This window comes from Butyricimonas hominis (assembly GCF_014287455.1).
Taxonomy (GTDB): domain Bacteria; phylum Bacteroidota; class Bacteroidia; order Bacteroidales; family Marinifilaceae; genus Butyricimonas; species Butyricimonas muris.
Genome location: NZ_JACOOH010000007.1, coordinates 166,044 through 187,996, shown reverse-complemented (window position 1 = coordinate 187,996; position 21,953 = coordinate 166,044). Strand labels below are relative to the sequence as shown.

Here is a 21,953-nt window from a genome sequence, read left to right as displayed (position 1 = left end):
ATACTCCTTTATAGTGAGCGATTTAACTGTTTGATGTTATATTTCCTGTTCTATTTTGTTAATGTTTGACAGAAATAATGTATTTTTGGAGTCAGAGAGTGAGGCAGATGAGAGTTGATTTAACCTTTTAAAATGACGTTCGTGGATATAGTGAATGTAAAGCAACCGAAAGTCTTTGAAAGTGTATTCCATAGGTATTACGCTTCACTTTGTTATTTTGCCAATAAATTTGTGCATGATGAGGAGGCGGCACGGGATATCGTGCAAGAGGTTTTCCTTCGTTTTTGGGAATCCCAAGGCAAGTTTGCGAACGAAACGGCTCTGAAGTCTTATCTGTATCTTTGCGTTCAGAATGCTGCTATCAATTATTTGGATAAGTTACATACCCGTGAGAAAGCCAACCGGAGTATGGAATGGAAAATTCTTGACGAAGAGGATGTTTTCTGTTTTCAAGTAGAAACCGATGTATTCGAGGAGGTTTTTGCAGCGATAGAAGAATTGCCGATTGAATGCCGCCGTATCTTTAAAATGAGTTACGTGGAAATGCTTGATATCAAGACTATTTGTGAGCAACTGGACGTGGCAGAATCGACCGTGAAGACACAGCGGCAGCGTGCCAAAAAATATCTTCGGGAGCGTTTACAGCATCTTTATCCCGTGGTGATTTTCATGTTTTTCTGATCAATTGATGACTGCTGTTTTAGAGTATTCCTATGGTGAACCCAAGGTAATCCTACCATAATCCTACCCCTCCTTCGAAGCAATGCGGAATCTTCGCCGTTGCTCGACTAGCTGGAGATGGTGATGCACTGGCGGATATACGAAACAGCTTCGAAGGAGAGGTAGGATTACCTTGGGATTACCTTGGGTTCACGGTAGGATGTTCCCGTTGTGTAATTTACGCTGCGCAAATTACGCAACGAGAAATTGGATAGATAAATTTAAAAAAATAATTCGTTTTTCTTGTCATCCTTTTTGGACTTTGGCTGTTTTAATAGTAAAGATTAAACGATCGTTTTTTTATATCCTTTTTTTATGTCCATTTTCATTTTTCCTTTTTATTAAACTGATGCATCTTTCTCTCGTCAATGTTTTAAATATTAGATGTTTAAAAGAAAACGATCTCTCCCTCTTTCATAACACAAATCCAAACATCATTAAACGATCGTTAAAAGATATAATCGAAAAGAGGTGGTTCGTTTGATTTTAGCTTATTTTCGGAAGGAGGCGAGTGCTAAAGAAGCGAAAAAGTTGGAGGAATGGGTAAACGAGAGCGAGAAGAATAGAGCCTTGTTTGAACGATTGCAAAATTCTGATTATGTGCAGAATGAAATACGCGGATACCAAAGGTTTAATTCCGTGGAGGATTGGAAAAAACTTAGTCCGCGATTGACTGAATCTCGCGAAAGTGCGTATCGTTTGATATGGAAGTATGCGGCTTCCGTGATTATTTTATTCAGTTTGGGGGTAACTGCATGGTATTTAATGAAGGAGCGGGAGGAACCGGTACAATATGTACAGGAAATAGAATACGGACGTTCGAAAGCAATTTTATTCTTGGAATCGGGGAAAGCGATAGAGTTGGAATCGGGGCGGGATACCCTATATGAAAAGGTGGAGGGGGAGAACTTCGTGAATGACGGAAGAAAGTTGGTCTACACGGAAGTTCCGGCGGAGAAGACTAGCGAATGGCACACGTTACAGGTTCCGAGAGGTGGCGAGTTCGTGTTGAATTTAGCTGACGGGACGGTTGTTACTTTGAATGCCGATTCTAAGATTCGTTATCCGGCACAGTTCTCGGGAAAAGATCGTCAGGTATTGTTGGAAGGAGAGGCCTTTTTCGACGTGGCTGAAGATAGTTTGCGACCGTTTATCGTGAAGACAAACGGGATGGATGTCCGGGTGTTGGGGACGTGTTTTAACATGAAAGCGTACCCGGACGAGAATCAGCAGACGACACTGGTGAGAGGGGCTGTGGAGGTATCATTGAATCAGCAACAAGTGGTGCTGAGTCCGGGTGAACAAGTGACTTGTGTCGAGCATGAATTGAAGGTCGAGCAAGTGGATATTCATCCTTATATAGCTTGGAAAAATGAGCGATTCGTGTTCGAGAACGAACCTTTGGAAGACGTGTTGAAGAAATTGGAACGTTGGTATAATATAGATGTCTTTATCCAGAATGCCGCCTTGCGGGAGATGCGTTTCACGGGTAATCTGCCCAAGTACGAGAAGATAGACAAGGTATTGGAATTGCTGGCATTGACGACACGGGTGAAATTTGAATTGAATAAGCGGGTTTTGATAGTTCAATTGGAATGATGCATAAAAATAGGGTTCTGCTCTAACAGAACCCCACTCTTGAGATAACTGCCATTGGGGAATGGCAAATTATTAACTATTAATCAGTACAAATCTATGGAAAAAATTCGAGATTTTGACATAGGATGGGAGTCTAATGTCATTTGTAAAATGTTAAGAATTATGAGAGTCTTTATTTGCATTTTTGTTCTGGGTTTATCCACGGTTTCGGCGAATACTTTTTCGCAAGTGCGATTGAGTATAGACGTAAAGGATGCTACTCTTAAAGAAATTTTTAAAGAGATCACGAAGATCACGGGTTATGAGTTCGTGTATAGCAACAATGAGGTGGAGCAGGTGGGGAAGGTGACAATGAATGCGAAGGATAAAGATTTGCAGGAAGTCTTGGCGGAATGTTTGAAAGGAACGCAACTCTGGTATATGATCGAGGATCAGATTGTGGTGATTTCTCCGAAATTGGCAGCTGCGGTTGAGACGAAAGACAATAACAAATCCACAGTAGGTTCAGGACGAGTCGTGGATGAGAATAAACATCCATTACCGGGGGTAACGGTATTAATAAAAGGGACTGCAGTGGGTGTTGTCACCGGTGTGGATGGCGTTTTTTTTATCACGATTCCGGATACCACGGCAAATGTAGAGCTGGTATTTTCTTTTATTGGGATGAAAACCAAGACTCTTAATTTTAAAGATCGTCCGAGAAAAGGGGAGTGGGTAATCGTATTGGAAGAAGATATAATGCAGATGGATGAGGTTGTCGTGACCGGGTATACTACCTTATCTCGTAGAGAATCTGCCAGTGCGGTAACCACGATCAAGGCTAAAGATATCTTGGTTTCTGGTGTTGGTTCTATTGATAGAATGTTGCAGGGACGTATCCCGGGCATGATGGTTATGAATACTTCCGGAGAGCCAAGTGCAACACCTAAAATTCGCATTCGCGGAAATGCTACAATCAATGGTAATAAAGCTCCGGTATGGGTTGTTGATGGAGTGATTTTGGAACAGGATGTTCCTTTTACCGCATCCGATATCAACAGTGAAGATGCAGAATACTTGATAGGTAATGCTATAGCCGGTATAAATCCGCAGGATATAGAAACGATTACGGTTTTGAAAGATGCTTCTGCTACAGCGATATATGGGGTGAAGGCTGCCAATGGAGTGATTGTTGTTACAACTAAAAAAGGAGGGAAAGGGGCTCCTGTAATTACTTATAACGGAGATGTTTCTGTTGTGACCCGTCCTTCGTATAGTAATTATAAACGGATGAATTCCCAAGAACGTATGGAATTGTCTAAAGAAATTGTTGAGGCTGGTTATGATTATCCTAGAGTACCTTCGGGAGATTCGTACGAGGGGGCTTTGGAGGAATTGTATAGTAAAAAACTAACACAGGAACAGTTTGACAATAAGATTCGAATTATGCAAAAACGGAATACGGATTGGTTTAAAGAACTTTTCCGTGCGGCGGTAACTCATACGCATAATGTTAATGTTTCCGGCGGGGGAGAAAAAGCTAGTTACTATTTTTCTGCCGGTTATAATAACGAGCAGGGAGGAGCTAAAGGTTCTGTAAAAGAAAGATTTAATACCTTGGCTAAAGTATGGGTTGATGTGAACGAATTTATAAATTTTCAAGCTAAAATAGATTTTAGCACGACGAATAATGAAGGTTATCATACATCAATAAACCCGTTTACTTATGCTTATCAACGTTCAAGGACATTACTTGCTTATAATGAAGATGGTTCTTATCATATGTATGATAAGGGGAAAGGTCTTTATTATAATATACTGAAGGAAATGGATAAAACAGGTAATGAAGCGAGAATGGATGATTTTAACGCTATGTTGGCATTAAATGTGAAATTATTCAAGGGATTGAGTTATGGGGGTGTGTTTTCAATGCATAATAGTAACACGAAACAAAGAAATTGGGCGGAAGAAGAGTCGTACTATATAACCAACATACGCGGATATGAATACAAACAGTATGAGTCGGCGTCGGAACAGTATCAAAAGTCTCAATTGCCTTATGGAGGAATATTGGAACAGAATGATACCCGCAAAGTAGGTTATACTATAAGAAATACTTTAACTTATGCAGAAACATTCGGGAGACACGAGGTAAATGTGATGGGCGGTGTGGAAGCACGGGCAAATAAGTACAAGGGGCATGCGGTAACAGGTTATGGATGGACACCGCAATTTGGAGAAAAGTTTATGCCCGAATATACAGAGAATTTTGTAAAGAATTATGTGACCACGGGTTTAATGAATCCAAGGAATACAAATAATGTTACTCAAATGGCTTCGTTTTTTGGGACAGCTAGTTATGTTTTTGCCAATCGTTATGTGTTGAATGGTAATATCCGTTCGGATGGAGCTAATAAGTTCGGTAGTAATCCTAAATATCGTTGGTTGCCAACTTGGTCTATTGCGGGAAAATGGATAATAACCGGTGAGAATTTCATGAGAAATATCCATTGGATAAATAACCTTTCCTTAAGAGGTTCTTATGGTGTACAGGGGAACATTCATGAGGATGCGACTCCTAATCTGATCGTCAAAGTAGAGAATAGGGATGGAGCGAGTGGTTTGGAACAATATAGTATTCAACGATTTCCTAACCCGGACTTACGTTGGGAAAAAACAAAGACATGGAATGTCGCTTTGGATTTTATGTTGTTGGACGGACGTGTAAAGGGTGGTTTTGACATTTATCGGAAATATACTTCGGATTTAATTATGTCAAAGTCTGTTGCAACTTCCAATGGAAGGTATATGTTATACTTGAACGCGGGAAAAATGCGAAACGCGGGATTTGAAGGGTTTGTGAATCTGGAATTGATTAAGTCGAAAGATATTGATTGGAGATTCGGGGTTAATTTCGGACGTAATGTAAATGAAATTACATTAGCTAATGGAGATATCTATAATAATATAGATGAAATAAAGATGTTGTTAGCCGGAGAGATTGCTGTAGAGGGGGCTCCTGTCGGCTCAATGTATTCCTTCCGTTTTGCCGGTCTCTCACCTGAAAATGGTTACGCGTTATTTTACGCGAAAGATGGAAGAAAAGTACATTATGGAGAACCGGATATGATGGAATTGGTAAATAGCGGTTCTATATTCCCTAAATTGTCCGGAGGTTTTGATACGCAATTTACCTATAAGCGGATGTTCTCACTTTCTTTGGCTTTTTCGTACAACATTGGCAATGTGCAGAGATTGCCACAAGTTTACGAGGACGAGAGAGCGGTTTTTGATCCGTTAAGCAATGTGTCAAGTAAACTAAAGCATCGTTGGAAAAAGTCGGGTGATGAGAAGTATACTTCTATACCAGCACTTTATAATGATGCTAATTCTTCAGATTTGATTACTAATCCGGATTTGAATGCCAGTAGAGAGGGAGCGCTTTCTTATTGGTATCCGACGACGATGTATGATCAAAGTGATGAACGTGTGGCTAAAGGAGATTTTCTTAAGTTGAAAATGGTTGCCTTAAGTTATATGATGCCTGAAAAGTATTTGAGAAAGTTACGTTTGTCCGGCTTGACTTTACGATTGCAAGTTACAAATCTTTTTACTATTGCGGATAAGAAGTGGGAGGGACTGGACCCGGAAAGTCCTGGTGCTAATATACCACTTTTACCTACATATAGTCTTGGAATAAATGTTTCATTTTAACGACCAGAAGTTATGAATAGGATACTTGTATACTGTATATTTTGCATGATTGCATTTTCATATATATCATGTGATGATTACTTGAAAGATGATTCCGGTGATTTACTTATTCCGAAGACTGTTTTGGAATATGTACCGGTATTGTATAAAGAAGGATATCCTCGTACTTTTAATACGGATGTGGCATGGGTTAAATTAATGACGGATGATGTCGAGATGGGATACCTTGAAAAAGATCCGAATAGTTCATGGAATTCAGATGGTTTCGATGTATTGTCCGGGGGCGAGGGACGACAAGCTTATATTTGGCATTATAATATAGAAGAGAAGATTACAGATAATAATTGGGCCCGAAGGTATGAGGATATATTGGGATGTAATGTAATTATCGACGCTTTGCCTGAGATGGAATATAATCCTGAAAGTGAATTGGGTAAATATAATTCTTTAGCTTCTCAAGCGTATGCTTTGCGTGCGTATCATTATTTTTGCCTGGTGAATACTTACGCGTTGCCATGGTCAAAGGATAATCTTGACGAATTAGGCGTGATTATTCGTACCCAACCGCAAATTGATATTGCTCCCCGTGAACGTTCCACTATAAGAGAGGTTTATGAGTTAATTAATGAGGACATCAAAATTGCTCAGGAGTATGCCGCACAGGCTGAAGTATCAATCAATAAACATATGCTTTCTCCGGCAGCAATTCAATTGCTCGCAACTCGAATCGCTTTGTTCCAGGAAGATTGGGAAACTGTAATAAAGATCGGAACTGTTTTTTTGCGGGAAAATTCAACAATCCTTGATTTGAATGGTGTGGATGAAAGCATAATGGGGACAGATGTTGTCGCTGATTTTAAAATTATGGATATTGATGGCAATAAAGAGATCGTGTTTACTTTTGGATCAACAAGTAGCAATTATGATTTCCTTTCTTCCCCGACAACAATGTGGAATTTGGGTTTTCGTGTATCGCATAATGATGACGGCTCTTTACTCAAGGCGTATGAACAAGGTGATGAGGAAGATTTACGTTTACTAGCTTATTTTCAGCAAGATATATTTACTCCGAGTTGGTGGCCTGGAATTATTCCGGATGAATGGAAATATAAATATCATTATCCGATTAAATACAAGAGTAGTTTAAAAGCTTCCGGATGTCGGGAGAATTGGCGGACAGTGGAAGTCGTGTTAAATGTAGCAGAAGCGTATGCCCGTCAAGCCAATGATATTAGTAGTGATGCCATTCAATTAATAAATGAATTACGGGCTAAAAGAATAAAGACCTCCACGTATGTAGAGAAAAGTGTTACAGATTTTGCCAATAAAGAAGAGTTAGTGAAATTTATTTGGGCAGAACGGCGGAGAGAATTATGTTTTGAAGAAACCATGAGATTCTGGGATTTGCGCCGTCAAGGGATGCCTCAGCAAATACATCGGTTTTATGAATCAAAAACATCTTTTGAAACATTCGTGTTACCACAAGGTAGTAAAAACTATGTGTTAGCAATTCCTAACTCCGAGCTGAACGCCAATCGATTGGTAACCTCTAATGTAAGAGAAGATATTAAAGCGCAATGATAATAATTTGAATAAAATATGAAGTTATGAAATATAAATATTTATTATTCTGGTTATTTACTGCAATAGTACTGACTTTTGTAGTGAGCTGTTCGGAGGATGATATTGTACCTAAAGATTTAAGTAATCTCCAGTATGAACTTCCTCGTGGAGAACCCGGTTCTTTGGAGGAAATGATTTACGGTGTGTATGAACGTTACGGGACGTATATTTTATATGATTTTGATGAGTCTGTTATTCGGACACGTTGGACGTTAAAATGGAGTGGATGGTATGCTCCGGTGAAACCGGGAAATGAGGAGCGAGTGAAAAAGATGGTTACTTTTTTGCAAGAGAACCTTTTTAACGGTTATACGGATGATTTCGTTAGGCGTAATCTAGTTTACTATATATTTCTCGTGGACTCCGTGCAACCGCCATTATCATCGAAATACCCGGATATGGCAGTGGATGATCATAGATTTATTATAGCAAACATAGGAGTACAGTTGGATGATTATAATGATGCTCGTTGGACAAGTTTGAGAACAGATTTGATAAGTAATTTCACGCTTGGTTTTTACGAAGCAGCATCAATTAAGCCTACGCAATTTATTGCGTCTCGTACTCCGGGAATGTCTTTGGGGATTCCGTCGAAAAATATGGATCCGCTTGGCGAGTATGACGATTATACATATATGTTTTATTTAGAGGGGTTTGTGAAATGGAAAAATCTCGCTCATGGCAATTCTAATTCGTTGACACCGGATGAAGCACAGGATTTTGCAGATTATATTACATTCTTGACAAATAATACGAAAACAGAGTTGACAAACGTGTTTAATCGATTCGAGAGAATGAAAGAGCGAGCTTTGATATTAGTTCCTTATCTTAATAATATATTGGAATTGAATGTAGTGGCAACACAAAATAAAAATTGTCCGGAAGATCCGATTCCTGAGAACTTTTTTTCTCAGTTTTAAATTGTTTGTCGGGTAGTTCGCTATTCTACCCGACAATCCTTAAATATGAAGTTCAAAAATGTTATTGTATGAAAAATCTATTTATCGTTTGTGTGTTTGTTGTGTTCGGTAGTGGCGTTTTCGGGCAAGGAATAAAGTTTATTGAAGGAGAGAAGTGGGATAATGTGTTGAGAATGGCGCAAGAACAGAACAAGTATATTTTTATGGATTGCTATACGTCATGGTGTGGTCCGTGTAAAGCGTTGGCGAAAGATGTTTTCACGAAGAATGAAGTCGGGAATTTTTTTAACTCGACATTTGTGAATGTGAAATATGATATGGAAAAAGGTGAGGGAAAGGAATTGTATACCCGGTACAAGAAATTTATTATCGGTTTTCCGACACTTTTGTTGATAGATAAGAATGGAAATGTGGTACATCAGATGGCGGGATATCAAGAACCGGAGGTGTTGATTGCCGGGATGAAAGCGGGAATCGAAGGAAAAAGTTTGTTCGTAATGCAAGAGAAATATAATGCAGGAAGTCGGGATTTGGGGTTTCTGAATGAATACGTGAGCGTATTGCAGGGGGCTTTCTTGAAAGATGAGATTCAAAAAGTGGCGGAGGATTATATGAAATCAGTACCTGTGGAGGATTTATTGAAAAAGGAAGTGTGGGATTTTGTCGGGGAGTACGTGAAAGATCCTTATTCGCCACAGTTTAATTTCGTGGTATTTAACTTTGATAAGTATGTTTATCGATTGAAGGTGGATGGTTATCGTTTGGAAAGGCAATTGACGTGGGCGTTGGAGAAGGCGGTGAAGGATATTGTGGAGTTGAAGACTGATGAACAAGGGCATTTGTTGCCATTGACTGATGAACCGGAGAAAGTGAATATGTTGTTGACTCTGCTGAATCGGGGTAATTTCAAACGGGCGGAAGAGATGCGTGCAAAGTTGAAAATTCATACGTTGAAGTTGGAAGAAAAATGGAATGATGTGGTAACTTACCTTTTGGTGTATCGGGATGTTCGGGCATTGGGATATACGGAACGATTTCTGTGTGAAAGCTTTATGTATATAGCTTTGCATGGTAAGGACAAAAAAGTACTGAAACGTTGTTTGCCGATTATGGAAGGGATTCAAGCGAAAGAGGATATGGAAAAAGACGGAAGTAATTATCATGGTACTCTAGCAGAGTTATATCGGGCTTTAGGAAATAAACAAAAAGCTGAAGAACATCAAAAGATTGACGAGCAGAAACAAAAAGAGGCAGAAGAACGGTTTCGGAAAATGTTTGAGAAAAAAGAATAGATGATATGAGAATAAAATTATTTTTAATCCTGTTATTGACAGGATGGGGGTATGTTTTGTGTGCCCAAGAAGAGAAACAGGAAGGAATTGTGTTCATGGAGAATGAACCTTGGAGTGAAGTTTTGCGGCAGGCAAAAGAGCAGAATCGGTTGATTTTCATGGATTGTTATACCGTGTGGTGTGGTCCTTGTAAAGGATTGTCGAAAGATGTATTCCCACAGAAGCAGGTGGGTGATTTCTTTAACGCCCACTTCGTGAACGCGAAGTATGATATGGAGAAAGGGGACGGAAAGATGCTGCGGGAGAAATACAAGGAATACATTATTGGTTTCCCGACTCTGTTACTAATCGATCAGAATGGTAAGGTGATTCATCAGATGGCGGGATTCCAGAAGGCGGAAGATCTGATAGCAGGGATGAAAGCCGGATTGGAAGGGAAGACATTGCCTGCCTTACAAAAGAAGTACGAGGCGGGAACCCGGGATTTCGAAACGGTACGGGATTACGTGGCGGCATTGAACGGGGCTTTTAAAAAAGAGAGTATTCCAGTGATTGCTTCTGAATTCATGAAGACAATACCGCTCGAGAAGTTAATGGATAAGGAGGTTTGGGGACTCGTGGGAGCGTATATTACTGATCCTTATACGGAGGCTTATCAGTTTGTTTTCAAACAGATTGAGAAGTTTCAATATCGGGTGGGAGTGAATCGTTATGATCTGGAACGCCAATTGGGGAACGGAATGGCAGATGCAGTGAAAGAGATTATTCAAATAACGACGAAAACAACAAATGCGGATACATTGAAGATTATGGCAGATAAAGAAGAGGTTCTGCGGGAAATGTTGGAACAGAACACGGTGAAGCGTTTTCCGACTTATTTGTGCAAACTGGCAATTAACGATCTGCGTCTGACGGGGAAGGTGGATGCGATGTTTCGTATGATGGTGTTCGCGGACGAGTTGAATATATTAAATTACGAGAATGATTTTCGAGGCGGTACTTATTTGTATATCACGGAGCACGTGAAAGACAAGAAAGTATTGAACGGGATATTGAAGATTATGACTGCTGACCAAGAGAAAGCAAATCAAACGAAAAGTGATCTCGTGAGGAGTAATTATTATGATGTGATAGCGGCAGTTTACACGAAACTCGGGCAAAAGGATAAAGCTGCCGAAGCGAAGAAAAATTATGAACAGTTGGAGGAGAAAAAGATGGTAGAGATGAAAAAGATTTTTGGAGTAAAGGATGAAAAATGATGTTTTATTAAAAGATAGATGGTATGATAAAAAATGTATGTTATTGGTTGTGTGCTGTTCTCTTGTTAGCGGTAGGATGCAGCAAGGAGAAGACTTACACGATTTCCGGGACATGGGAAAATGGTGACGGTAGGGTTGCCTATCTGAAAAAGGAGATTGGTGAGAAACAATTTCAAGTATTGGATTCGGCTGTCGTGAAAGACGGCAAGTTCGAGATGAAGGGGATAATTCCTGAGATTGATATGCGAAAATTGGTGATCGGCAAGGACGAGCAGGATATTTTGTTGGACGAGATCCCGATTCAAGTGACGGCAACTCAAATGACCAATAAACAGGGAGAGAAAGTCGAGTCGTGGAAAGTCGGAATTAAAGGGAGTCGCGAGCAGGAGGTTATACAGAAAGGGAAGAGTCTTTCCATGGGAAAAAGTTTAATGGGTTTGGCCGGTATGTTTGCCATGGTAAACGTGAAGGATGATTCCGTGAAGCTGGACTCCGTGTATAAAGCCACGCAGATGATGAAAAAGGCTATGGACGAGCAAATCAAGAATTTCGTGGATTCCAATAATAATAGTTTGGCGATTACTTATTTGATCGGTGATTTTATTGCCAAGGAATACCCGTTCGAGGATGTGGAACATTATTATAGCAATTTGACCCCGGAGGTGAAAACTTCTTACCCGGGACAGTTGTTGAAAGACCGGATGATGAGTCTTCAATCCATTAACGTGGGTGGTTTTGCCCCGGATATTGATTTGACCGCTCCGGACGGGAAGACAATCAAGCTCTCGTCGTTGAGAGGGAAATATGTGTTGTTGGATTTCTGGGCTTCGTGGTGCGGGCCTTGTCTGGCAGAAGTGCCGAACGTGAAAGCGATTTATGATATGTACAAGGACAAAGGATTCGAGGTGTACGGGGTGTCGCTGGATGACAAGAAAGATGCTTGGGAGAAAGCGATTGACAAGCACGGTCTGAATTGGGTACATGTTTCTTCGTTGAAAGGGTGGGAGTGTCCCGTGGCGAAACGTTATAACGTGACGGGTATTCCGAAAATGTTCCTTTTGGACAAGGAAGGGCGTATCGTAGCCACGGATTTGCGGGGAGAGGCTTTGAAAGAGAAAGTAGCGTCGTTTTTTGAATAGCAAAGGATAGTACACGAAAAAAATAATGGATTCTCTTGTCAACTGATTTTGACTTTTGTGTCTATTAATAAATGAAGTTATATAATAGATGACTAATTTAATAAGTTTAGTATGAGAAAATGGATGTTTGTATTGTTGGCAGTAATGATTGCCATGCCGTTGTCGTCGGATTTGTACGCGGCAAGTAAAAAGAAAAAGAAGAAAGGTGCGACCGCGGCAGCGTTGCCTGCTCCCAAGAAAGTAAGTGCTTATGATAAGTTGCTGAAAGGAAAAAATGTAGTTACGTCGAAGAGTGATTTTATTACCTTGCACAAGGTGGGTAACAAGTTGTATTTCGAGATTCCGTTGAAGTACATGGAACGTGAGATTTTGCTTGCTTCCACGGTGACGAACGTGACCTCTCCGGAGTTTTGCGATATAGGCTACAAGGCAAATAGTCCGTTACATTTGAAATTCACGAAACGGGATAGTTCTATATTCTTGCGTTACGTGAGTTCGTCTGCGACTACCGATAATTTGCAGAAGGCGATGAGTAGCGTGTACGGCGATCCGATCCTGTACTCGTATGACGTGAAGGCGTATAATGCCGACAGTTCGGCCGTGGTGATCGATATGTCGACGCTGTTCACCACGAACGTGAAGGATTTGGGATTTTTCGCTGATGCCATGATGGGCGGTATGATAAAGATTTCCTCTTCTTTCAAGAAGGAGGCGTCTTACTTGGACGAGAGCAAGGCTTTCGATGATAACTTGAGCGTGAAGACGGTGATGTCGTACGGGGTGTCATTGAGCGTGATGGGAATGATGAAGCTGATGGATGATTATCCTTTCACGGCAACGGTTACGCGTTCTATCCTGCTTTTGCCGGAAGACAAGATGCGTCCCCGTATTTCGGATTCCCGCGTGGGTATATTCAATAGTAATAAACTCCGGCTTTCTATCACGCAAGAGGATGCCATCGGAAGTTATTCCGTAGCTCATCGCTGGAGAATAGAACCGAAGGACGTGGAGGCTTACAAGAGGGGCGAACTGGTGGAACCCGTGAAACCGATCGTGTTCTACGTGGATGATGCTTTCCCGGAATTGTGGAAAGAGCCGATTCGTCAAGCCGTGACGACTTGGAATATTGCGTTCGAGAAGATCGGTTTCAAGAACGTGATGGTGGCGAAAGATTTCCCGAAAGATGATCCTGATTTTGACCCGGATAACTTGAAGTATTCTTGTATCCGCTACGTGCCGAATTCCACGGCTAATGCTATGGGACCGTCATGGACAGACCCGACAACGGGAGAGATTATCAATGCCTCGGTGTTGGTTTACGGGAATATCATTCAATTGATTAATAACTGGCGTTTCGTGCAGACGGCACAGCTTGATCCTTCCGTGAGAACGAAAAAGTTGCCGGATGACGTGGTGCAAGCATCATTAATTTACGTGGTGGCTCACGAAGTAGGACACTGTTTGGGATTCATGCATAATATGGCTTCTTCCGCTGCTTTCCCGGTAGATTCTTTACGTTCCGCCACGTTTACTCAAAAATACGGGACTACACCTTGTATCATGGATTATGCCCGTTTCAATTATGTGGCTCAGCCGAGTGACAAGGGTGTGAAATTGACTCCCCCGAATTTAGGCGTGTATGACGAGTTTCTGATCAAGTGGAATTACCGGTATGTGCCTGATGCACGGGACGAGTGGGATGAACAGGCAATCGTGGAGAAATGGGTGGACGAGAAAGCGGGCGATCCGATCTATCGTTACGGGAGACAGCAAATTCAGGTGCGTTATGATCCGAGTGCTATAGAGGAGGACTTGGGGGACGATCCGGTAAAGGCAAGTGATTACGGGGTGAAGAATCTGAAGTATATTCTTTCAAATTTGAAGGGATGGATCAATGATGATGCGGATTATTCTCACCGTCAGACTTTATACGGTCAGATTATGAATCAATATTACCGTTACTTGCGCAATGTGATGTATAATGTCGGTGGTATTTATTTGACGGAAGTGAAAGAAGGTACCCCGGGCAAACGTTACGAGGCAGTGCCGAAAGCTCGTCAGAAAGCTTCTTTGGCTTGGGTGTTGAAGCAATTCAAGGATTCCGATTGGTTGAATAACGCGGAATTGAAGCAACATTTCCCGTTGCACGTGGATGGAAGTGCTATCGTGCGTGACCGAGTGGCGAAAGATTTGAGAGGTTTGACGAGTAACGTGATTCTTTCTTCTCATGTGGCAAATTCACCGTACACGGTCAACGAATTTATGACGGATCTTTACAACGGGACGTGGAATAACCTGTTGCAGGGAAGGTCGTTGACGCAAGGAGATAAGATTTTGCAACAAGCCATGGTGGATATGTTCTGCGAGTCGTTGAGTGACGGTGCCGGTAAGAAATCCGCTTCTCCTTTCGGGTTCGCTCCCTCGGTGGATGAGATTGTAGCTTACGGCTTGGACGAGAGCGGTTTGATTGGTCGTTTCGCGGAACAATTCCGTGCAGTGGATGAAGAATACGGAAGAGGTTATGTTGCCTCGCGTATGATCGAGAACCGGTTCGGAACGCCGGGTTACGGTTGGCAAAGAGCCGTGAATGTATCTGCTATTGATGATTCGAAGGCTTATATGCAGGATATGGCAATTAAGTCCCGTAACTTGTTGAAGAGCAAGCTCGGTGGAACGTCAGGTAGCGCGAAAGTGCATTATCAATCGCTTTTAATTAAGTTGAATAATGCGTTAAAGGATAAGTTATAGGAATTGTTTTTCTCATTTTAGTTGAAGAAGATGTCCAAAAAGTACTCATCTGCTGTTTTCCTGCTTCCCAAAGATTCGGTCACGTACTTTAGTACGTTCCCTCGTCTTTGTAAATCAGAGTTTTGCATCTGAGTATTTTTTGAACACTTCTAAAGAATACAAATAGAGGCTGCCTTTTCGGATAGCCTCTTTTTTTATGTGTATATTCATTGAAAATGAACCTTTTGCTGCTAAGAACGTATTTTTTATAGAAAAAATATGACTTACATTACCCCCTTTTGGTAGATTTAAGTGTATTAGGAGCATAAAATCACACTATGATGAGTAAAGTAACTGACAAGTCGTTTAAAATATCATTTTCTATCGCCCGTGTAATCAGTGGGGAAGCCACTGTCGCGGAGCGAAGAACGGTAGATGAATGGCTTGTGGTTTCGGAGGAGAACAAGCGGTTGTTTGAACGATTGCAGGATGAGAAAGAATTAGTACGTAAGATTGAATTGTATCGGACGATTGATAAACGTATGGCTTTTAAGGAGTTTTTGCGAGAAAAGGAGAGAATGGAAAAAGTTCGCCGACAACGCCGGATAAACAGAATTTTCCGGTATGCAGCCATATTGCTTATTCCTTTGTTGGTTGGGGGTATATATATGCTGCAACAGAGCTTTTCCGGTGATGAGGTTATGCAGGTGGCATCGGCTATTGCCCACGGGGACAAGAGAGCCGTGTTGCGTTTGTCGGATGGTAGCGCGATAGAGTTGGGAAAAGACAACGTGGTATTAAGTGAGCGGAATGGTACGATGATATCCAACCGGAATAGCGGGGAATTGGTGTATCAAGGTACGACCGGGGGAGAGGATGCAAAAGTCATTTATAATACATTGGAAATTCCGGCTAACGGGGAGTTTTTCATGCAGTTGGCGGATGGTTCCAAGGTATGGTTAGGAGCTTGCTCCAAGCTTAAATATCCGGTGGCGTTTAACGGAAAAACGAGAGAGATTTATCTGGAAGGAGAAGCATTCTTCGAGGTGGCGAAGAATCCGGATAAACCGTTTATCGTGAAAACTAAAGGTTTTGGGGTGAGGGCATTAGGAACCTCGTTTAACGTGATGAGTTACATGGATGAAACTTTCGCCCATACCACGTTGAAGACCGGAAAAGTGGAGGTGACAACACGGGAGCAGGAAAAGGTGGTTCTAACCCCGGGACAACAGGCGTATTACTCGGAACATGGAGTAAACGTGAGAGAGGTGGACGTGGAGGTTTATATAGCATGGATGGGGAATACGTTCAAGTTTGACAAAGAGAATATTGATGTGATCCTGCGAAAGATAGCTCGTTGGTATAATGTACATATATTTTATATGAACGAGAATTTGAAGAACTATCATTTTAAAGGAACACTTCCCAAGTACACGGATATACGTGATGTGCTTGAATTATTGGAACAGACAACAAATATAAAATTTGAGATAAAGGGAAATACTGTAATAGTGATGCAAGATTTGACAAGATCGAATCACTAGTGTGCCAAAGGTATTTTTCCAGCTTGTCAGGTGTGAGTTTATAAGATTTGCAAAAGTATTGTTATGTGCATCGGGTAAATAATTTGCTCGTTGTGAGGATATTGTATGTATTATTTTAAAATTAATGATGATTATTATGAGACGAACTTTTTTGTTTTTTGTTACTTGTCTTGTTGTGCTTTCCGCGGCAGAACCGCTTAGCGCCGGAACGAGGAAGAAGAAAAAGGTAGAGGAGAAAAAGGTAACCCCTTACGAGAAACTGTTCCAAGGCAAGAAGGTGGAAACAGTGAAAGGGATGGTTACATTGCACAAGATGGACGGGAAGGTCTATTTTGAATTTCCGTTAAGCTTGATGGGACGGGATATGTTGTTGGGGTCCACCGTTTCGGAGATTAGTGATAACGGGAATGTATTGGTGGGACAGAAGGTGAAACAACCCTTGCATATAAAGTTTACACTTCGCGATAGTACGGTGGAATTGAGGGAAGTGACCAATAGAGCTCGTCGTCAAATATTCACGGATTACGAGGAAGAAGGTGTTCTTGCTGCCTTGGCACAGGGAGTGGGATGTCCGGTGATGCAGGGATTTAAAGTGAAAGCGTATAACGCGGATAGTACTGCCGTCGTGTTTGAGATGACTGATTTTCTGGTGAGTGACAACAAGCGGCTTGATCCTTTTGATCCGAACGGGAAGAAGACTATGTACGGAGCATGCGCCCGTCGGGCTTCTTTTAAAAAGAACCTGTCGTATGTCGACCAGTTGAAATCGTTCGAGGACAATATGTCGATTACTTCTTGTCTGAGTTACACGCAGGATTTGTTGTACATGGGAATCGTGATGATTGCTTATCAAGAACCCGTGCGGATAAAAGTGAACCGTTCTTTTGTTCTTTTGCCGGAAGAACCTGTTATGCATGCCCGTATGGCGGATCCCCGGATTGGTTATTTCACTTCATCCAAAGAGAAATTGACTCGGTACGCGGATGAGGTGCAGATTCTGACTTACGCCAATAAATGGGATATTCGTCCGAAAGACGTGGAGGCGTATAAAAGAGGGGAGTTGGTGGAACCGGTGAAACAGATCGTGTTCTACGTGGATGACAAATTCCCGGAAGCATGGAAGAAACCGGTAAAAGAGGGCGTGTTGGAATGGAACAAAGCGTTCGAGAAGATCGGTTTTAAAAACGTGATGGTAGCGAAAGATTTCCCGAAAGATGATCCAGAGTTTGATCCTGCCAACTTAAAATATAACTGTGTTTATTATGCGCCTATCGGTATCGCCAATGCTATGGGCCCCTCTTGGGTAGATCCCCGGAATAGTGAGATTATTCAAGCTTCGGTGTTCATTTATCATGATGTGATCCAGTTGGTGAATGATATGCGTTTCGTGCAGACTTCGCAAGTGGATCCCCGTGTACGCACGACAAAATTACCGGAAGATGTGTTGGAAGAGAGTATGCGTTATATTGTGGCACACGAGGTTGGGCACTGCCTCGGTTTGATGCACAATATGGCTTCGTCGGCTTCAATTCCGGTAGAGAAATATCGTGATAAAGAGTTTATGGAGAAATACGGGACGACGCCTTCCATCATGGACTATGCCCGGTTTAATTATATCGCTCAGCCTGAAGACAAAGGGGTGAAATTAACTCCTCCCCGTTTGGGTGTATATGATTTCTACGCGATAGACTGGGGATATCGTTTCTTCCCGGATGCCAAGAGTACGGAAGAGGAAGTTCCTCACTTGAACAAAATTATCGAGGATAAGATTGGTGACCCGATGTATCGTTACGGGAAACAACAAATTTATTACGGGGTATTTGACCCGACTTCCTTGACGGAAGATTTGGGTGACGATGCCGTGAAAGCCGGGGAATACGGTATCAAGAACTTGAAATATATCATGAGTCATTTGAACGAGTGGCTGGATGGACAGGATGCGGATTATAGTTATCGATTCCATATTTATCAGGCAATAGCTTCTCAATATATGCGTTATTTGTATAATGTGAGAATGAATATCGGGGGATTCTATATCAATGAGCATATGGTCGGTGATCCTTACGCCACGTCTGCCATTGTCCCGAAAGAGATGCAGAAACGTTCGGCACGGTTCCTATTTGAACAATTGAAAGACATGGATTGGATTGATAACATCGACGTGGTGAAGAATTTGCCTCTGGACGGATCGACAGCCCGGTTGATGCTGAAAAATCTTGCCGGTTCGCTATTGAACACGAAACGTTTGTCGCTGGCAGTTTATCGGGATAAAGATGCTTATTCACCGGAAGAATATCTGACGGATTTGTACGAGAGTATCTGGGCTTCCGCGATAAAGGGAACGAATCCCACGGAATGTGAGCGTATCCTGCAAACCGAAGTGTTGAAGAATTTAATTAAAGGGGCAGATCCTCTCACTCCCAGAGGTGAAGTGGATGAATTGCTTGCGGCCGAGATGAATCGGGATGTACATGCTTTGTCACCTCGTGCGGATTTACCCGTGTATCAACAAATGGAATTGTTTGATCATTTGAGAGATATGCCGGTTGTTTCAGGTAATTTCCAAGGCGATATGTTGGATTACTATCATTCATTGAATCAGATGAATGAATTGAACGAGCGTGCCGGGTTTGACTATATTTATTATGTATTCAACACGTCGACGAATAACAATAACTATTTATATTATCAATTATTGACAAAAGTGAAAGCCGTGATGGAAAAAAGGAAAAACAGTGGCTCGTATGAAACTCGTGCGCACTATACTTATTTGCTTTCTATCGTGGAGGATTTTATGAAGTCAAAATAAATAGGGTGATTAATACTTTAAGTGTTTGAAGATGAGAATAAGAATATACAGGTTATTCATCTGCATCATGGGACTCTTGTTTCTTGTGACCGGAGAGGTTGCCGCGAAAGGGAAAAAGAAACAAGAGGTGAAGGCGGATGCACCTGCTCCCCAGAAGCGTTCCGTGAAGTACGATCGCCTTTTCCGGGGGAAGAAGGTGGAAACTAAAAAGGGATTGCTGACGATTCATAAGATCGGGGCGAAGTTATACTTCGAGTTGCCCATGAATCTTTTGAACCGGGAGTTCCTGCTCGGAACGACGGTGAGCGAGATCAGTAATAACGGGAACGTGTTGGTCGGGCAGAAAGCATCGGAGCCGTTGCATGTGAAATTCAATATTATTGACAGCACGCTGTATATGCAGGAGGTGACGAATGGCACTCGTCCCAACGTGTATGCTGACGAGGTCGGAATGCAACAGGCTGTGGCTAAAAGTACGATTATCCCGTTGATGCAAGCCTTTAAAATTGCCGCTTATAATCGGGACACTACCACGGTGGTTTTCGATGTGACTGAAATGTTTTTGGGTGATAACAAGCGAATGGATCCTTTCGACCCGTATGGAAAGACTGCGGCATTCGGTTTGTTGACGAGAAAAGCGACATTGAATAAGTCGTTGTCATACTTGGACTCTTTTAAAGCATTCGAAGATAATATCTCGATTTGTTCGGTGTTGACTTATCACGAGGTACTTACCCGTAAGAACACGGGGTATCGGCATGCTGAACAGGTAACTATGAAGGTGAATCGTTCCATGATTTTGTTACCGGAAAAGGAGGATATGATGCGTTGGCGGTTGGCGGATCCCAGAGTTGGGTATTTCGTTTCATCTCGTGTACATATGGGGATAGATGTAGACCGGAGTACTCGAACTTATTTTATGCATCGTTGGAATCTGGAACCTTCGGACATGGAGAAATTCAAGCGGGGAGAACTTGTAGAACCGGTGAAACCGATCGTGTTTTACGTGGATAATACTTTCCCCGCTTCATGGAAGAACGCTATCCATGAAGGCATACGGACATGGAACAAGGCATTCGAGCGTATCGGTTTTAAGAATGCCGTTCAATCGAAGGATTTCCCGAGAGATGATGCGGAATTTGACCCGGATAACCTGAAATACTCTTGCGTGCGTTATGCACCGATTGGGGTTGAAAATGCCATGGGTCCCTCTTGGGTAGACCCTCGCACGGGTGAGATTATGAACGCTTCGGTATTTGTATATCATGATATCGTGAAATTGGTGAACGAGATGCGTTTCGTGCAGACGGCACAACTGGACGAGCGTGTACGTACCCCTAAATTGTCAGATGAAGTGATGCACGAGAGCTTGCGTTATATTATTGCTCACGAGGTCGGGCATTGTCTTGGATTGATGCATAATATGGCAGCTTCGGCAGCCTTTCCCGCTGATTCGTTGAGGAGTGCGGCATTTACCCGGAAATACGGGACTACGCCTTCTATCATGGATTATGCCCGTTATAATTATATCGCGCAACCGGGAGATAAAGGAGTCGGTTTGACTCCGCCGGATTTGGGTGTGTATGATTATTACGCTATTGAAGTGGGATATCGTCCGGTACCGGAGGCGAAGAACGCGGAGGAAGAACTTCGTGTGGTACAATCTTGGATTGCGGCTAAATCCGGAGATCCGATGTATCGTTACGGCAAGCAGCAGGTGTACGACGAATATGACCCGAGCGCGTTGACCGAAGATTTAAGCGACGATGCCGTGAAAGCCGGGACTTACGGTATCAAGAATTTGCAGTATATCTTGAAAAACATGAATGGTTGGTTGGATGCGGAAGACCGGGATTATACCTACCGGATAGATATGTACCGGGGAATTGCCAATCAGTTTGCCGGATACTTGAAAAATGCTTTGTTGAATGTCGGGGGATATTACTTGAACGAGAGTTTTGTCGGGGACGGGCGTACCGCTTTCAGCGTGTTGCCCAAGGAGAAGCAGAAACGTGCCGCGATATTCGTGATGGAGCAATTGCGCACGTTGGATTGGATTGATGCCCCGGAAGTGACTAAAAACCTGACAGTAGGAACGCCGAAGTCAGAAATTCTGGTGAAAAAGTTTGCCAAGGAACTGGTGAACACGAAACGGGTATCCTTGGGTTACTACCGGGACCCGAAGAGTTATTCTCCCAAAGAATACCTTGATGATATATACGCGCATGTGTGGGCATCGACAATAAAGGGCAGGAATCTCACGAAGGCCGAACGTACTTTACAGTATGAGGTCGTGTGTGCTATATTGAAACGGATACAGATTCCGAATCATCGGTTAGGAGATGGCAAGAAGAGAAGGCAGACTCAAGTGGAAACACTGGCGAAAGAGATAAACCCCGTGTTGCCGGTACAAGGATTCGGTTTCCAATATTACGTGACGAACCTGTCTAATGATAATCAGGCGCATTTATGGCATGGGCTGTTGATTCGGGTACAGAAATTAATGGAGTCCCGACTGAACGGCGGTTCACGGGAAACCCGGAGTCATTACGGCTTCCTTTTGGAAAAGATTGAGGATGTGCGTAACTGGAAATGAGCGAGATATTAATTGATAAATAAGAAAATAAA

12 protein-coding genes are annotated in these 21,953 nt (G+C 42.2%); all 12 read left to right on the top strand.

The features are described 5' to 3' along the window. Positions 1 to 141 precede the first annotated feature (141 nt). The 12 genes from H8S64_RS15965 (at position 142) to H8S64_RS15910 (ending at position 21,921) form a co-directional block, all read left to right on the top strand. Positions 142 to 681 (top strand): RNA polymerase sigma-70 factor, encoded by a 540-nt coding sequence (locus H8S64_RS15965; protein ID WP_186977395.1) that lies wholly within the window; start codon positions 142 to 144, stop codon positions 679 to 681. Between the two features lie 510 nt (positions 682 to 1,191). After that, a complete protein-coding gene (locus H8S64_RS15960; RefSeq protein WP_186977393.1) occupies positions 1,192 to 2,319 on the top strand; it encodes a FecR family protein in 1,128 nt (375 codons plus the stop codon). Between the two features lie 162 nt (positions 2,320 to 2,481). Further along, on the top strand, positions 2,482 to 6,012 hold the full coding sequence (locus H8S64_RS15955; protein WP_186977390.1) for a SusC/RagA family TonB-linked outer membrane protein: 3,531 nt from the start codon (positions 2,482 to 2,484) through the stop codon (positions 6,010 to 6,012). 12 nt (positions 6,013 to 6,024) lie between these two features. Beyond that, positions 6,025 to 7,593, top strand: a complete 1,569-nt coding sequence (locus tag H8S64_RS15950) for a RagB/SusD family nutrient uptake outer membrane protein (protein WP_186977388.1) — start codon at positions 6,025 to 6,027, stop codon at positions 7,591 to 7,593. A gap of 26 nt (positions 7,594 to 7,619) precedes the next feature. Next, a complete protein-coding gene (locus H8S64_RS15945; protein ID WP_186977386.1) occupies positions 7,620 to 8,555 on the top strand; it encodes a hypothetical protein in 936 nt (311 codons plus the stop codon). A 68-nt stretch (positions 8,556 to 8,623) separates the two neighbouring features. Further along, the gene (locus tag H8S64_RS15940; protein WP_186977384.1) at positions 8,624 to 9,847 is read left to right on the top strand and encodes a thioredoxin family protein; all 1,224 of its coding nucleotides are present in this window, start codon (positions 8,624 to 8,626) and stop codon (positions 9,845 to 9,847) included. Between the two features lie 5 nt (positions 9,848 to 9,852). Next, the gene (locus H8S64_RS15935) at positions 9,853 to 11,106 is read left to right on the top strand and encodes a thioredoxin family protein (protein ID WP_186977382.1); all 1,254 of its coding nucleotides are present in this window, start codon (positions 9,853 to 9,855) and stop codon (positions 11,104 to 11,106) included. A 23-nt stretch (positions 11,107 to 11,129) separates the two neighbouring features. After that, entirely contained in the window at positions 11,130 to 12,245 is a 1,116-nt protein-coding gene (locus H8S64_RS15930; protein ID WP_186977380.1) for a TlpA disulfide reductase family protein, read from the top strand. A 111-nt stretch (positions 12,246 to 12,356) separates the two neighbouring features. Continuing rightward, a complete protein-coding gene (locus H8S64_RS15925) occupies positions 12,357 to 14,993 on the top strand; it encodes a zinc-dependent metalloprotease (protein WP_186977378.1) in 2,637 nt (878 codons plus the stop codon). Between the two features lie 320 nt (positions 14,994 to 15,313). After that, positions 15,314 to 16,516 (top strand): FecR family protein, encoded by a 1,203-nt coding sequence (locus H8S64_RS15920; RefSeq protein WP_222621199.1) that lies wholly within the window; start codon positions 15,314 to 15,316, stop codon positions 16,514 to 16,516. Between the two features lie 136 nt (positions 16,517 to 16,652). After that, complete coding sequence (locus H8S64_RS15915) at positions 16,653 to 19,325, top strand: zinc-dependent metalloprotease (protein WP_255469570.1); 2,673 nt, start codon at positions 16,653 to 16,655, stop codon at positions 19,323 to 19,325. Between the two features lie 31 nt (positions 19,326 to 19,356). Then, positions 19,357 to 21,921 (top strand): zinc-dependent metalloprotease, encoded by a 2,565-nt coding sequence (locus tag H8S64_RS15910; RefSeq protein ID WP_186977371.1) that lies wholly within the window; start codon positions 19,357 to 19,359, stop codon positions 21,919 to 21,921. Positions 21,922 to 21,953 lie beyond the last annotated feature (32 nt).

Excerpts from the sequence above, each read along its gene's own strand:
- H8S64_RS15955 (WP_186977390.1), top strand. The coding sequence starts at position 2,482 with ATGAGAGTCTTTATTTGCATTTTTGTTCTGGGTTTATCCACGGTTTCG.
- H8S64_RS15950 (WP_186977388.1), top strand. The coding sequence starts at position 6,025 with ATGAATAGGATACTTGTATACTGTATATTTTGCATGATTGCATTTTCA.
- H8S64_RS15945 (WP_186977386.1), top strand. The coding sequence starts at position 7,620 with ATGAAATATAAATATTTATTATTCTGGTTATTTACTGCAATAGTACTG.
- H8S64_RS15940 (WP_186977384.1), top strand. The coding sequence starts at position 8,624 with ATGAAAAATCTATTTATCGTTTGTGTGTTTGTTGTGTTCGGTAGTGGC.
- H8S64_RS15935 (WP_186977382.1), top strand. The coding sequence starts at position 9,853 with ATGAGAATAAAATTATTTTTAATCCTGTTATTGACAGGATGGGGGTAT.
- H8S64_RS15930 (WP_186977380.1), top strand. The coding sequence starts at position 11,130 with ATGATAAAAAATGTATGTTATTGGTTGTGTGCTGTTCTCTTGTTAGCG.
- H8S64_RS15925 (WP_186977378.1), top strand. The coding sequence starts at position 12,357 with ATGAGAAAATGGATGTTTGTATTGTTGGCAGTAATGATTGCCATGCCG.
- H8S64_RS15920 (WP_222621199.1), top strand. The coding sequence starts at position 15,314 with ATGAGTAAAGTAACTGACAAGTCGTTTAAAATATCATTTTCTATCGCC.
- H8S64_RS15915 (WP_255469570.1), top strand. The coding sequence starts at position 16,653 with ATGAGACGAACTTTTTTGTTTTTTGTTACTTGTCTTGTTGTGCTTTCC.
- H8S64_RS15910 (WP_186977371.1), top strand. The coding sequence starts at position 19,357 with ATGAGAATAAGAATATACAGGTTATTCATCTGCATCATGGGACTCTTG.